Here is a 13552-nt window from a genome sequence, read left to right on the forward strand (position 1 = left end):
ATTATTGATCTTTTTCTATCGTCTTCGCAATGGTTGGAATGACGTCATGGCTAACCATATCACGTGTCTGGCGAATTGCATTATAGACAGCGTTCGCATCGGAAGATCCATGCGCCTTAATGACAGGTGCCTTCAAACCGAATAAGCCGGCACCACCATACTCCGAGTAATCCATTTTATTTTTAATGCCTTTTAGTTCCGGTTTCACTAGCGCTGCAGCAATCTTACTCTTCAGATTGCTCATCAACGCTGTTTTTACCATTTTAAAGACACTCATAGCCGTACCTTCAAGGGTCTTCAATACCATATTGCCAGTGAAGCCGTCCGTTACGACTACATCTGCAGGTCCGTTAAGGAGATCCCTTGCTTCTACATTACCGATAAAGGAAATTTCTGATGATTGCTGCAGCAATGTAAAAGCATGCTTCGTCAGTTCATTTCCTTTTTTTTCTTCAGTCCCGATATTCAAAAGTCCGACGCGGGGCTTTTCAATACCTCGTACTTTTTTTGCATATACAGAACCCATTATGGCAAATTGAAGCAGATGCTCCGGTTTCGCATCGGAATTCGCACCTACATCAAGAAGAACAAAACCTTTTCCATCGATTGTCGGTAAGGTCGGAGCCAATGCAGGACGTTCAATTCCTTCTATTCTACCTACAACAAACAAGCCTGCAGCCATTAATGCACCTGTATTACCGGAAGAAATGCATGCATCTGCCTCTCCGTCAGCCACCTGTTGAGCTGCCAATACCATCGAAGCACTTTTCTTGCGGCGAACTGCACGAACTGGTTCATCGGTACTTAAAATCTTTTCTTCTGTATGTATAACACTTATCCGGTCATGTTCCGTTAAGTATGGACTAATTTCAGCTTTATTGCCTACCAAGGTTATTTCTACATCGGAAAAGGCCTCGACAGCTTTCATTGCCCCTAACACCTGTGCCTTGGGAGCATTATCGCCACCCATTGCATCTATCGTTATTTTCATGTTCTTTCATCCTTTTCTAGAAAGTTAAGAGCGATACATATCGAACTCGCCTTTAAAAACCAGTTCATTTCCCACGTAGCTTCTGACTTCCACCACGGAACGATCTGTAGTGTGGTCCACGTTTTTAACTTTCGCTTTAGCTACCACTCTTTCATTTTCTTTAACAGAACGAGTAAATAAAATGGATGCTTTCGCTGTTAATGCCAGTTCATCATTGATAACCGCGACAGCTAAAGAATTTGCTTGGGCAAAAAGGTGATGTCCCCTTGCAATTCCATTCCGCTTAAAGACATGCTCTTTTTTTATATCTAAAATAGAAATTGCATTTTCATCTAAATTAAGATCAATTACTTCCCCGATGATTTCATCCAAAGGCAAAGCTCTAATTTCGTCACTGAATTTTTTCTCGGCCACGCTTTTAATACGTTCTCGAAGCTCCGGTATCGATAATTCAAGACGGTCGAGCCTAATTGTTTGGACGCTCACCGAATACTTTTCAGCCAGCTCCTCATCCGTTACAAAAGGATTCTGTTTAATCGTTTCGATTAATAATTGCTGGCGTTCCTTCTTGTTTCTTCGCATTTGAAGGTCACCATCCGTAGTATTATGACTAGGTACTAATAGTAGTATATATATTTTAAAAACAGATTGCAAGATATTGTAGAAATTCTCGCAATCTGTTAATGGCTTTCTTTATTATTCATTAATCCAGCTTTTCTCCAGTTAATACGCCTGTTCTCTCTAAATAAGCCCTTAGAGGTGCATATTCTGGTGAATGCCAAAAGCTTTGTGAGGCAATCAATTTTGCGGCATCTGTCCTAGCAACTTCTAGGGTCCGGTAATCGTGGACCATGTCGGCTACTTTGAACTCAGGAAGCCCGCTTTGTTTTTTGCCGAAAAAGTCCCCGGGGCCTCGAAGTTCTAAATCTTTCTCGGATAGGACAAAGCCATCATTTGTCTCGGTCATGATTTTCATTCGTTCTTTGCCGACTTCTGTCTTCGGATCAGCCAGAAGAATACAAAAAGACTGATCACTTCCCCGTCCTACACGCCCTCGCAACTGATGTAGCTGGGATAGACCAAAGCGTTCAGCATCATAAATGACCATCACCGTTGCATTAGGGACATTTACGCCAACTTCGACAACCGTTGTCGAGACAAGAATTTGCACTTCATTGGAACTAAATTGCTGCATTACTTCGTCTTTTTCATCCGCTGGCAAACGCCCATGCATAAGCCCTACTTTATAACGGTTCGCAAAGTACTGTGTCATCATTGCATGAACATCAAGAACATTTTGTAAAGAATCAAGCTTTTCCGACTCCTCAATTAAAGGACAAATGACGTATGCCTGTCTACCCTGCTTAAGTTCCTTTTCCACAAAAGTTAAAATCCGATCAAGCATTTGGTGCTTCGCCCAATACGTTTCAATAGCTTTGCGTCCAGCCGGCATTTCATCAATGGTCGAAGCGTCCATCTCTCCAAACACAGTAATCGCAAGCGTACGCGGAATTGGTGTTGCCGTCATAAATAGAACATCTGGATTTTCGCCTTTTTCACGAAGGATACGACGCTGCTCCACCCCGAAACGATGTTGTTCATCGGTTATGACAAGACCGAGGTTCCTAAAATTCACTTCATCCTGGATTAATGCATGAGTTCCTATCAAAAGGTCTAGTTCCCCTGATTCAAGATTCTGTAATAGTTCTCTGCGCTTCTTGCCTTTCACTGAACTCGTCAACAAGGCTACCTTTACTCCGATGGGTTCTAGCATTGCCTTCAATGATTGAGTGTGCTGCTCAGCCAAAATTTCAGTTGGGACCATAAGTGCGCCTTGGAAACCAGCTGAAATCGTTGCATTTAAGCAAACAGCGGCAACCACGGTTTTTCCTGACCCAACATCCCCTTGAAGCAAACGGTTCATCCGGTAAGGAGATTTCATGTCATTTAAAATTTCTTCGACGACCCTATTTTGAGCGTTTGTTAAAGGAAAAGGTAGGGTTTTTATGAATGCATTCACTTGCTCTCCCTCAATGTCCTGTCCAGTTCCTTTTGACTGCTCACGCTGTATTTTACGAAGCGCCTGCATTTTCAATTGAAAGAATAAAAATTCTTCATACACAAAACGGCGTCTGGCCTGTTTGACATCATTAGCCGATATAGGAAAATGCATCATGCGAAGAGCTTCTTTACGCGGCATCAGTTTGTATGTGGCCAACAGCTGTGGTGGCAAATTTTCTTCAATCATGGCCCCATATTGAGAAAAAGCATTGGCGATAAAGCGACGCATCCCTTTTACAGTAATATTTCCCTTTACTGAATACACGGGTTCGAACTCTTTTTCCCGACTATGGTCCCCGACATGACATTCGGAGCCAGTAATGGTTTGGCGATGTCGGTCCCACTTTCCAGTCACCGTGACGGTTTCGCCAATCGCAAGCTTCGGTTTCAGATAAGGCTGATTAAAAAAAATGACATTTATCAAATATCTGCCTGTAAGTAATTTGATCGTCAGCCTGGATTTTTTCTTCCCAAAGTAACCTAAAGTCGGAACCGTATGAATCTTCCCTTCTACAGTAACCCTCTCATCATGTTCAACCGTTTCTAAATCTCTCAATCGATAATCTTCATAGCGATAAGGAAGATGTTCAAGGAGATCTACGACGGTATGGATCTCCATTTCCTGCAAGGCCGCAGCCGTTTCACCCCCAATGCCTTTAACTGCTGTTATGGGTTCCTGTAAAGCAACGTTCACTTTTTATTTAGCGGCAAGCCAAAGATCTTTGCTTCCAACTCCCGTCCAGTCGGTGTAGCCGCTAAACCTCCTTGTGCTGTTTCTCTCAGAGCTGACGGCATCGTTTGTCCGATTTTGTACATCGCATCGATGACTTCATCACACGGTATCCGGCTTGTAATCCCTGCTAACGCCATATCAGCGGCAACCATTGCATTTGCTGCACCCATTGCATTTCGCTTCACACACGGTACTTCCACGAGCCCAGCAACCGGGTCGCACACAAGACCAAGCATATTCTTTAGAGTAATTGCCATCGCTTCTGCACTTTGTGCTGGCGTCCCTCCCGCCAATTCAACGATTGCTGCAGCCGCCATACCCGAAGCCGAGCCGACTTCCGCCTGGCAGCCTCCTGCCGCTCCAGAGATGGATGCGTTATTCGCTACAACAAAACCAAACGCACCTGCTGTAAATAAAAACTCAATTTTCTGTTCCCGATTCGGTTTTAATTTATTTTGCAAAGCAAAAAGGGTGCCAGGTACCACACCAGCAGAACCTGCAGTGGGTGTTGCACAGATAGTCCCCATAGCTGCGTTCACTTCGTTTGTTGCCACAGCTTTGCTGACCGCATCCAACAACAGTTCACCTGATAAAGCATTTCCAGATTTAATGTAATTCTGAAGAAGAACTGCATCTCCACCTGTAAGGCCTGAAACAGAACGTACACCTTGCAGTCCCTTTTCAACAGCCTGTTCCATCACATCCAAGTTAACTCCCATTTGATCGATAATTTGATCACGGCTTTTACCCGTTACTTCCATTTCCTGTTCAATCATGAGAGTTGATATTTTTTTCTGCTTTGATTCTGCTAATTCTACTAATTCCGCTACATTTCGAAACATATTATCCTCTCCTTCCTAAGTGGAAACGATTGCCCTATTAATCAACAATCCTTGCCACTTGAGTAATGTTAGGGAGTGCTGCAATTTCATCGATGACAAGGTCTTCTAGATTATGATCCACTTCTATGGTCATCAAAGCCATCTTCCCTTTCTCTTTGCGGGACACTTCCATCTGGCCAATATTAATTTGATGCTTAGCTAAAATGTTTGAAACATTGGCAATTGCACCATAGCGGTCATCATGAACAACCAGTATTGCAGGGTTATGGCCAGAAAGCCTCAATTTAAACCCATTCAATTCGATAATCTCGATCTTACCCCCTCCAATCGATATTCCGACAAGCTCAAGCTCACCATCATCATCTCCCACCGTTATTTTCGCAGTATTAGGATGTTCCGGGACGGCTTCTTCTTCCCGAAAAGTAATTTTCATTTTCTTTTTACGAGCTATTTCAAGAGATTCTTTGATTCTCTCGTCAAATGTATCAAAATCAAGCAGGCCTCCTACAATGGCTACATCTGTTCCGTGGCCTTTATAGGTTTGGGCAAATGAACCATAAAAGGAAATACGGGCCCATTTTGGTTCCCTGTTGAATAAATTCCTGGCTACCCTACCGATTCTTGCAGCTCCTGCTGTATGAGAGCTAGAAGGACCAATCATTACTGGGCCAATGATATCAAATACACTTCTAAATTTCATGATCTACTCCTCCTTCTTTAGAACTGAACTCAAAGGAACACGCTGGGAGTTATTTATATAGTACCCAGATTTACAGTCGCTCCATCAAAGCTGTTTATTATCCTATATCGCAAAAATAAACTGCATAGCCTAATGACATATGCAGTTTATTGCCTTTTATTCTTACAGTATCATAACAAAGCGACGGTTCAGTCCCTTATTTTAATGATGCCTTAATTATTCAATTGAAAAAATGAAAGAATATAACGGTTGTTTTCCGTTATGGACTTCAACTTCAACGTCTTCAAAATTATCATTACAAAATGCAACAAGGTCCTCTACTTCTTCTTTAGTTGCATCCTCTCCATATAAAATGGTCAGGATTTCGGAATCTTCATTGATCATCTCAGAAAGAAGGTCCTTTGCTGCCTGAGATTTGTCTTTATCTTTCACTTTGATGGTTCCTTCATCGATTCCCATGAAGTCTCCGGTCTTGATTGTAAGGCCATCAATGTTCGTATCCCGGACAGCATAAGTAATCTGACCCGTTTTCACATGTGAAAGGGCTTCAATCATCGCCTTTTTATTCTCAGAAGCATCTTGTGATGGATTAAAAGCCAACAATGCGACCATGCCCTGTGGCACTGTCTTCGTAGGAATAACAGTCACATAATCTCCCAGAACATCTGCGACTTGATTGGCGACCATAATAATATTTTTATTATTAGGTAAGATGATGACATGTTCGGCATTCGCCTCTTCGACTGCTTTAACAATGTCTTCTGTGCTAGGGTTCATCGTTTGTCCGCCTTCAATAACCGATTTAGCACCGATGCTTTTGAATAGCTCGCTGATACCTGTGCCCATAGCTACCGACACAACACCGTATTTTTCTTTCGACTTTGGCTTCGTTTGAAGCGACGCATTCGTTTCACCAACAATCGCTGTATGCTGTTCGCGCATATTATCGATTTTCATCTTGATTAAACTACCATATTGCTGTCCATAATTAAGACAGTTACCAGGCTGTTCTGAGTGAATATGTACTTTTACAACTTCATCATCAGAGATGACTAATAATGAATCTCCGTATTCACTTAAATCGTTGCGGAACTTTTCTTCATCAAACGAATTGTTAGCCAGCTTGTCACTTTCCAATCGGACCATGAATTCTGTGCAATAGCCAAACACGATATCTTCAGTGTTCATATGTCCTTGCACGTTCATGTGATGCTCGGCACTGACCAAATCATCCATGCTTGGACCGTTTGCTGATCGGACAGGAAGAGCTTCACCCTTCAATACAGCAAGGAAGCCTTCATACACGAAAACCAACCCTTGTCCGCCACTGTCAACAACTCCCACTTCTTTTAATACAGGAAGAAGATCAGGTGTGCGTTTTAGTGAAGCATTTGCCTCAGCTACGATTTCTTCCATTACCTGAATAAGGTCCTGGTGCTTAGCTGCCGATGAAACCGCTTGCTTGGCAGCATCTTTCGCAACCGTTAAAATGGTACCTTCAACAGGCTTCATAACGGCTTTATACGCTGTCTGAACACCTGCATCAAAAGCTTGGGCAAATTCTTCACTATTAATTTCCGATTTATGTTCAATCGCTTTAGCAAAACCTCGGAAAAGTTGTGAAAGGATAACCCCAGAATTACCGCGTGCACCCATTAATAGGCCTCTTGAAAGAGAAGTACCCACTTTCCCGATATGTTCCTGCACATTATTTTGTACTTCCTTCGCTCCGGAAGTCATTGATAAATTCATATTTGTTCCAGTATCACCATCCGGAACAGGGAAAACATTCAATGCATCAACCATTTGGGCATTAGCTGCTAAATGATTGGCTCCTTGAATGATCATTTCTGCAAAGCGCATTCCGTTTAAACTTGTAATTGACACAAAACTTTCCTCCTATTGCTTAAGGGTTCGTCACACGAACTCCCTGTACAAAAATGTTAACGGATTCAACAGCTAATCCGACAGTTTTGTCCAGAGTGTATTTTACCTTTGATTGCACATTATGTGCAACCTCCGAGATTTTAGTTCCATAACTCACGATAATATACATATCGATATGAACTTCTTCCTCTACTTGACGCACTATTACACCCTTTGTAAAGTTTTCTTTTCTTAAAATTTCGGCAATGCCGTCTTTAAATTGTTTTTTGGAAGCCATTCCTATAATTCCGTAGCAATCCACAGCTGCGCCGCCGGCTACAGTAGCGATCACATCATTAGAGATATCAATTTGTCCATATTTTGTTTGTAATTCGATAGACATTTTCTTTTCCCTCCCAAAAATCAAATCAACTAAAGACATTTTACTATAATGTCTATTGTTTTAAAAGTAAATGTCTTACGGTTCTTATTATAATTCAATTTTAAAGTATGTATGTCAAGGTTTTTTTCTTGAAAGTAATTAACTGAAGTATTGCATTCTCACGGTAGGTATGATAAATTATTAAAGTATTTTACAAAGACTTAAGACGACTTTGAAAAACTTAAGCTTGTTGTAGTTAGGAGGGAATTTAACATGGCACGTAAATGTGTAATCACTGGAAGAAGAACTCGTTCTGGTAACAGCCGCTCTCACGCAATGAACGCTAGCAAGCGTACATGGGGCGCTAACCTTCAAAAAGTACGTATTTTAGTTGACGGTAAACCTAAACGTGTATACGTTTCTGCAAGAGCTCTTAAATCGGGCAAAGTAGAACGCGTATAATGTTACGGCATCCTCTCAGGATGCCTTTTTATTTGAAATGGCTGCATTTTTAATGGGTATGCTTTATTTGATTTGGCCTAGTCCTCATTCAATAAAGTCATCACCCATTAATGGCTTGCCTATTCTTTTCATTGTCCTCCAATCATTCCGAAAAAATAACACCCCCCTAAATAGAGAGGTGTTATGGAGATAAGTATCAGCCTTTTTTAAACGCTCCGAGCATAGCCCTTACCAAACTGCCCAGAACTTTTGGCAATTTAATCGTATAAAATTTCATCATGCCCCTCCTCTTTGCATCCCACAAATAAGATGAAGTGGAATTTTTTCTATTACAACATAAGCTTTTAAGCGGATATAGGATGATCGTATATATCCGAATCTGCTCTAAGCATGAATTTTAATCACTGCTTCTTATCACCATTAATATGCCTTCCTCAAATGAAACATTCCCACAATCAGAAATTAGTTCATTGCTAATGCAGAGTGTCGACCCTATCTCTAGCCTTGCGTCAATTAGCGGATATTTGAAGCCTGAGAGTGTAATGCCGGTGATTTCTGCTGTAACAGGGAGTAGAGACACATACTTCTTGTCTTTCAATGCAGTGACCTTATAAGAGCCCGGTGTCTTTACTGAAAATATATTTTGTTTATCAACTATGTACATATCTATTTCCTTATGAACAGGAAGGATGCTTTCTTTCTGAAGTAACTGGATATTACCAAGAAAATGATCCAATCTCCCTCCTGTAGCACCCAATATATGAATTTCACTTGGTTTTTGTTCTACAGCCCATTTAAAAGCAATTTCTAGATCTGTTTCATCCTTCTCAGAAGGATATAGATTGATATGTTCCAGTCTTTGATTAATACTCATATATTCATCTTCTGAAACTGAATCAAAATCGCCGAATACGTACCTAGGCTCTATATCATTTTCAAGCAGCGCCCACACTCCCCTATCGACTCCAACCCATAAATCTGTCATCTCTTTATATACTGTTAAATCCGGCCACAAATTCTCAGGGCCTCCAGCCATTATACTAATAATCATGAAATCATCCTTCTTCATAAAATATTCTTATCGCTCATATCGTTACAGAAACATCGTTTTTATTTATTAGCACATACTTTCTGTGTAAAAAAAGCCGATCACTATCATACGAATATGATAATGTCGGCTTTTTTCTTTTAGTTTCCACGAATCCTTTGAATAGCTGCATGGCGATCTTCTTGATTATATATGGCAGATCCGGCCACAAGCACGGTTGCCCCTTGCTCGATACAAAGTTTAGCCGTTTCTTCATTTACTCCGCCATCAATCTCAATTTCAAGCTTTGGATTATATTTGTCTGCCATCGCCTTCACTTCAGCAATTTTCGGTAGTACGGATGCGATGAACTTTTGCCCGCCAAACCCTGGGTTAACAGTCATTAACAACACCATGTCAATATCTTCGATTATAGGCTGAATTAAGGAAGCCGGAGTAGCCGGATTAAGCACAACGCCTGCATTCACACCAAAAGATTTTATTAACTGAATCGTGCGATGCAAATGCGTGCATGCCTCAACATGTACAGTTATATAATCAGCTCCCGCTTTCGCGAATGCTTCGATATAACGATCAGGGTGTTCAATCATCAAATGGACGTCAAGCGGAAGCCTTGTCACCGGTCGGATAGCATCGACAATTAATGAGCCTATCGTAATATTGGGCACGAAATGACCATCCATGACATCCACATGGATAAAGTCCGCCCCGCCCCTTTCCACATCCAGAATCTCTTCTCCAAGTTTTGCAAAATCAGCTGATAAAATAGATGGTGCAATTTTAACCATTCTAATACCTCGGCTTTCTATCTCTAATTTCCTCTAAAAACTGCATATAGTGCTCATAACGATACCGTGGAATCTCTCCTGTATCAACCGCTTCCTTCACAGCACACTTCGGCTCTTTGTCATGCAAGCAAGCCCGAAATTTACAGTCTTCTCCATGCTTATGCATTTCTGGGAAGCAATAGGATAAGCGTTCAGCTTCCATTTCCATAAATTCAAGTGAACTAAATCCAGGTGTATCCGCAACAAGTCCAGAACCAATATGAATCAATTCTACATGACGCGTGGTGTGCTTTCCACGTCCTAAGTGGGACGATATATCATCTGTCTTTAAAGCCAATTCAGGATTGATTGCATTCAGCAATGAAGATTTCCCAACCCCTGACTGACCGGCAAATACACTTGTTTTTCCTTCTATATAAGGAACAAGCTCTTCAATACCACCAGTGGAAACTGAAGAAGTCTCCAGCACTGTATAGCCCAACTTCTGATAGTCTTTGATATACTGAGACAATTTCTCTTTGCTCTCAGCAGTCACTAAGTCCATCTTCGTTACAACGATAATGGGTTCGATTTCGTTATCTTCAATAAGAACGAGAAATCTATCAAGCAAGGCTGGGCTGAAATCAGGTTCAACGGCCGAAAACACAAGAATGGCTTGATCTACATTTGATATCTGAGGACGAATCAATTCATTCTTACGTGGCTTTATTTCGGTTACAGTCCCATCTGTTTTATTATCCGCCTGATAAACCACATAATCACCAACAAGAGGTGTTACCTTATTTTTTCGGAATACTCCACGGCCTCGGCATTGAAAAACCTCTTCTCCATCAAGAACATAATAAAATCCACTTAATGCTTTAATAATTTTTCCTTCGGGCATAGCCACACTCCTAATTTAATATATTTAATTTGGATAAGAGACGGCTTCGTCGATAATGACCTGATTGTCCCGCATGACTTTATATCCGGCTTTCTTATCTGGAGATACCATTAGATCAATCTTTCGTTTTTCCGTTTCTACGATTAAAAATGATTCTTGAGGCTCCGTCATGCTATTGTTGATATCTTCAATGAAAATTTGGACCTCTTGCGCTTTGCCTGGCTCTACTGGATCATACTCAATCGTAATTTCCTCTGTTACCTTTTTTGGAGGGATTTCTTCTTTCCCTTTTGAAAGGACTACTTTCACCGTACTACCTTGTTCGACTCTAGTAGCCGGTTCAGGTGACTGAGATATGACAAGCCCCTCTGCAATGGAATCATTATAGACTTTATCTTCCACCTCAATCTTTATTCCACTGTCATTAGAGTAATCATTTAGGCCAGCTTCATTGAAACCGGTTAGGTTCTTTAAGCTTAATCGATCTGCACCTTTACTTATAGTAAACTCTAGTTCCGTTTCGGATGGTACGATTTCGGTACCTCCCGAAGGAGTTTGTTTTATTATCGTACCTGCTGCACTGTCATCATACTCTTCGGTCACGACAATGTCCTTGAACCCCATTTTTTCAAGGAAGGATTCGACATCTGAATACTTTCTGCCTTCATAGCTAGACAACGAAATCGTTTCTTTACCAACACTCTGGTAAATATCAATTTTCGCACCTACCTTGACCGTCTTGCCTTGCTTAGGGTTCGTTTTAATCACTAGGTCTTTTTCGACCTCTTCATCTTCAATCTCAATCGTATTTCCAACAACCAGTTTCAAATTAACCAATTCAGTAATAGCATCATCCAACTCTTTCCCTTTAAGATCAGGGATGGTAACTTCCTTCGAATCAAGCATCGTCGGTGCAAGAGTTATAAATAAAACAGCAAGCAGGGCAAGAACTAAAAAGATGGTAACTAAAATGGTAGACAATTTTTTTCGTTTTTTATCTTTTTGTTTTGACTTTGTTTTTTGTTTTTTCTGTTTCTTTTTTGTTTTAGTGTCCGCTTCTGACTCACTATCCTCATCATCCGCATAGACTAGAGTGTTTTTTTCCGGGCCCCTTACTATTGTCTCATCAATACTTGAAAGTTGATCATCCGTGATGATTGGTATGGCCTTTGTTGCATCATGATCTTCAGGAATAGCAAAAGGAGATTCATTTAAACGCTCTGGATTAAGCGACGTTCGAATATCATCTTCCATTGAATCTACACTTTCATAGCGGTAATATGAATCTTTTGCTGTCGCTTTTAAGATAATATTTTCCACACTTTGTGGTATTTCAGAGTTCCAGCGTTTTGGCGAAGGAGTTTCTGATTGTAAATGTTTAAGAGCTATCGAAACGGCAGATTCACCTGAAAAGGGTAATCTCCCCGTTAGCAATTCAAACATGACGATACCAAGTGAATAAATATCAGATTTCTTATTGGCCATTCCGCCTCTAGCCTGTTCTGGAGATAAATAATGAACAGAGCCTAAGACTGCGTTCGTCTGAGTTATATTCGTTGCACTTAGGGCCAATGCAATACCAAAGTCCGTAATTTTGACGGTTCCTTCTTTATCAATCAAAATATTCTGTGGCTTGATGTCCCGATGGATAATCCCGTTATGATGGGCATGGGAAATCGCTGCCGTAATTTGCTTCATGATATCCAAGGCTTTTTCAACCGGAATCGGATAATATTTTTGTATGTATTGCTTTAGTGTAAAACCGTCCACATATTCCATGACAATATAATAGATAGCATCTTCTTCACCAACATCATAAATACTTACAATATTCGGATGAGCTAGACTTGTTGCTGATTGTGCTTCACGATTAAAACGCTTGATGAACTCCTCGTCATTATTAAAATCCATGCGAAGGATTTTCAACGCTACATCACGGTCCAAAATCATATCCCTTGCAAGGTAAACATTCGCCATACCGCCGCCACCGACCATCTCGATCAGTTTATAACGGCCGTTGATTCTTCTACCAATCAACATTGAGTTCACCTGCTTTCGCTTTCATCGACAAATTGAACAAGCACAAGGGTGATATTATCTTCTCCACCATAGTGATTGGCCTTATCTATTAACGAATTCGCCTTTTCTTCAAGTGATTGCTCATTGGTAACTGTTTCTTCAAGTTCCTGTTCACTCACTTTATTCGTTAAACCGTCCGAGCAAAGCAAAAGTAAATCACTTTCTTCAAAAATGACTGTCGTAATGTCCATTTCCACTTGCATTTCTGTACCTAAGGCTCGTAATAAAACATTTTTCCGTGGATGATTCTCGGCGTCTTCCTTAGAAATCTGGCCTGAACGGACTAATTCGTTAACAAGCGAATGATCTTCAGTGACCTGCTTAAAACCACTTTCATTATACAAATAACATCGGCTGTCCCCGATGTTGGCAATAGTTGAAAATTTATCAGTACAAATGGCTGCAACAATGGTTGTCCCCATGCCTTTGCATTCTGTATTCGCCTCGGCATGTTCAAAAAGCAATTGATTAACCAAGAAAATTTTCTTTCTCAGCCAATCCTCTGCATCATTTGCTGTATCAATCCCGTTGGATTCCTCCCAGCCCTTTTTCAAAAGATCGATCGTCATTGCACTTGCTACATCTCCGGCTCGGTGGCCGCCCATGCCATCTGCAACGATGGCAAGGCGAACGCCTTCCGAATTCTTAAAGATTCCGCCATTATCTTCATTATGCTGGCGGACTTTTCCACGGTCAGTTTTAAATATTGCCCTCATA

The 13552-nt window shown here is 41.0% G+C and carries 14 protein-coding genes; 1 reads left to right on the forward strand and 13 read right to left on the reverse strand.

Translation table 11 applies throughout. The features are described from left to right. Nucleotide 1 precedes the first annotated feature (1 nt). The 7 genes from plsX to JFU24_RS07880 all read right to left on the reverse strand — a co-directional run bounded on the left by plsX (nucleotide 2) and on the right by JFU24_RS07880 (nucleotide 7596). Nucleotides 2–991: a phosphate acyltransferase PlsX gene (plsX, locus tag JFU24_RS07850; protein WP_056526668.1), complete on the reverse strand. Its 990-nt coding sequence runs from the start codon at nucleotides 989–991 to the stop codon at nucleotides 2–4. A gap of 24 nt (nucleotides 992–1015) precedes the next feature. After that, nucleotides 1016–1573 (reverse strand): transcription factor FapR, encoded by a 558-nt coding sequence (gene fapR / locus JFU24_RS07855; protein WP_056526665.1) that lies wholly within the window; start codon nucleotides 1571–1573, stop codon nucleotides 1016–1018. Nucleotides 1574–1694: 121 nt separating this feature from the next. Further along, complete coding sequence (gene recG, locus JFU24_RS07860; protein ID WP_201181475.1) at nucleotides 1695–3746, reverse strand: ATP-dependent DNA helicase RecG; 2052 nt, start codon at nucleotides 3744–3746, stop codon at nucleotides 1695–1697. Further along, nucleotides 3743–4627 (reverse strand): L-serine ammonia-lyase, iron-sulfur-dependent, subunit alpha, encoded by an 885-nt coding sequence (gene sdaAA, locus JFU24_RS07865; RefSeq protein WP_053345285.1) that lies wholly within the window; start codon nucleotides 4625–4627, stop codon nucleotides 3743–3745. Before sdaAA ends, recG begins: the two co-directional genes overlap by 4 nt. A 37-nt stretch (nucleotides 4628–4664) precedes the next feature. Beyond that, the gene (gene sdaAB / locus JFU24_RS07870) at nucleotides 4665–5327 is read right to left on the reverse strand and encodes an L-serine ammonia-lyase, iron-sulfur-dependent subunit beta (protein WP_201181477.1); all 663 of its coding nucleotides are present in this window, start codon (nucleotides 5325–5327) and stop codon (nucleotides 4665–4667) included. 216 nt (nucleotides 5328–5543) lie between these two features. Then, the gene (locus JFU24_RS07875) at nucleotides 5544–7214 is read right to left on the reverse strand and encodes a DAK2 domain-containing protein (protein ID WP_201249826.1); all 1671 of its coding nucleotides are present in this window, start codon (nucleotides 7212–7214) and stop codon (nucleotides 5544–5546) included. Nucleotides 7215–7233: 19 nt separating this feature from the next. After that, a complete protein-coding gene (locus JFU24_RS07880) occupies nucleotides 7234–7596 on the reverse strand; it encodes an Asp23/Gls24 family envelope stress response protein (protein WP_053345282.1) in 363 nt (120 codons plus the stop codon). A 252-nt stretch (nucleotides 7597–7848) separates the two neighbouring features. On the opposite strand from JFU24_RS07880, the gene rpmB reads away from it, so the two are divergent. Further along, nucleotides 7849–8037, forward strand: a complete 189-nt coding sequence (gene rpmB / locus JFU24_RS07885) for a 50S ribosomal protein L28 (RefSeq protein ID WP_034313767.1) — start codon at nucleotides 7849–7851, stop codon at nucleotides 8035–8037. Nucleotides 8038–8233: 196 nt separating this feature from the next. On the opposite strand, the gene spoVM is transcribed toward rpmB, so the two are convergent. From spoVM to JFU24_RS07915, 6 genes are all read right to left on the reverse strand, one after another. Then, the gene (spoVM, locus tag JFU24_RS07890) at nucleotides 8234–8314 is read right to left on the reverse strand and encodes a stage V sporulation protein SpoVM (protein ID WP_034313769.1); all 81 of its coding nucleotides are present in this window, start codon (nucleotides 8312–8314) and stop codon (nucleotides 8234–8236) included. A gap of 120 nt (nucleotides 8315–8434) precedes the next feature. After that, a complete protein-coding gene (locus JFU24_RS07895; RefSeq protein ID WP_201181481.1) occupies nucleotides 8435–9088 on the reverse strand; it encodes a thiamine diphosphokinase in 654 nt (217 codons plus the stop codon). A 137-nt stretch (nucleotides 9089–9225) separates the two neighbouring features. Continuing rightward, the gene (rpe, locus tag JFU24_RS07900) at nucleotides 9226–9873 is read right to left on the reverse strand and encodes a ribulose-phosphate 3-epimerase (RefSeq protein ID WP_201181483.1); all 648 of its coding nucleotides are present in this window, start codon (nucleotides 9871–9873) and stop codon (nucleotides 9226–9228) included. A 1-nt stretch (nucleotide 9874) separates the two neighbouring features. After that, a complete protein-coding gene (rsgA, locus tag JFU24_RS07905; RefSeq protein WP_201221448.1) occupies nucleotides 9875–10756 on the reverse strand; it encodes a ribosome small subunit-dependent GTPase A in 882 nt (293 codons plus the stop codon). Nucleotides 10757–10780: 24 nt separating this feature from the next. Continuing rightward, on the reverse strand, nucleotides 10781–12796 hold the full coding sequence (gene pknB / locus JFU24_RS07910) for a Stk1 family PASTA domain-containing Ser/Thr kinase (protein WP_201249827.1): 2016 nt from the start codon (nucleotides 12794–12796) through the stop codon (nucleotides 10781–10783). 5 nt (nucleotides 12797–12801) lie between these two features. Next, nucleotides 12802–13551 carry a Stp1/IreP family PP2C-type Ser/Thr phosphatase gene (locus JFU24_RS07915; RefSeq protein ID WP_201181485.1) on the reverse strand — a complete coding sequence of 250 codons (750 nt, stop codon included), beginning with the start codon at nucleotides 13549–13551 and terminating at the stop codon, nucleotides 12802–12804. Nucleotide 13552 lies beyond the last annotated feature (1 nt).

It is taken from the genome of Peribacillus sp. TH27 (assembly GCF_016650915.1).
GTDB classification, from domain to species: Bacteria; Bacillota; Bacilli; order Bacillales; family DSM-1321; genus Peribacillus; species Peribacillus butanolivorans.

Coding starts and splice junctions, on each gene's coding strand:
- plsX (WP_056526668.1), bottom strand. CDS start 991: ATGAAAATAACGATAGATGCAATGGGTGGCGATAATGCTCCCAAGGCA.
- fapR (WP_056526665.1), bottom strand. CDS start 1,573: ATGCGAAGAAACAAGAAGGAACGCCAGCAATTATTAATCGAAACGATT.
- sdaAA (WP_053345285.1), bottom strand. CDS start 4,627: ATGTTTCGAAATGTAGCGGAATTAGTAGAATTAGCAGAATCAAAGCAG.
- sdaAB (WP_201181477.1), bottom strand. CDS start 5,327: ATGAAATTTAGAAGTGTATTTGATATCATTGGCCCAGTAATGATTGGT.
- JFU24_RS07880 (WP_053345282.1), bottom strand. CDS start 7,596: ATGTCTATCGAATTACAAACAAAATATGGACAAATTGATATCTCTAAT.
- rpmB (WP_034313767.1), top strand. CDS start 7,849: ATGGCACGTAAATGTGTAATCACTGGAAGAAGAACTCGTTCTGGTAAC.
- spoVM (WP_034313769.1), bottom strand. CDS start 8,314: ATGAAATTTTATACGATTAAATTGCCAAAAGTTCTGGGCAGTTTGGTA.
- JFU24_RS07895 (WP_201181481.1), bottom strand. CDS start 9,088: ATGATTATTAGTATAATGGCTGGAGGCCCTGAGAATTTGTGGCCGGAT.
- rpe (WP_201181483.1), bottom strand. CDS start 9,873: ATGGTTAAAATTGCACCATCTATTTTATCAGCTGATTTTGCAAAACTT.
- rsgA (WP_201221448.1), bottom strand. CDS start 10,756: ATGCCCGAAGGAAAAATTATTAAAGCATTAAGTGGATTTTATTATGTT.
- pknB (WP_201249827.1), bottom strand. CDS start 12,796: ATGTTGATTGGTAGAAGAATCAACGGCCGTTATAAACTGATCGAGATG.
- JFU24_RS07915 (WP_201181485.1), bottom strand. CDS start 13,551: ATGAGGGCAATATTTAAAACTGACCGTGGAAAAGTCCGCCAGCATAAT.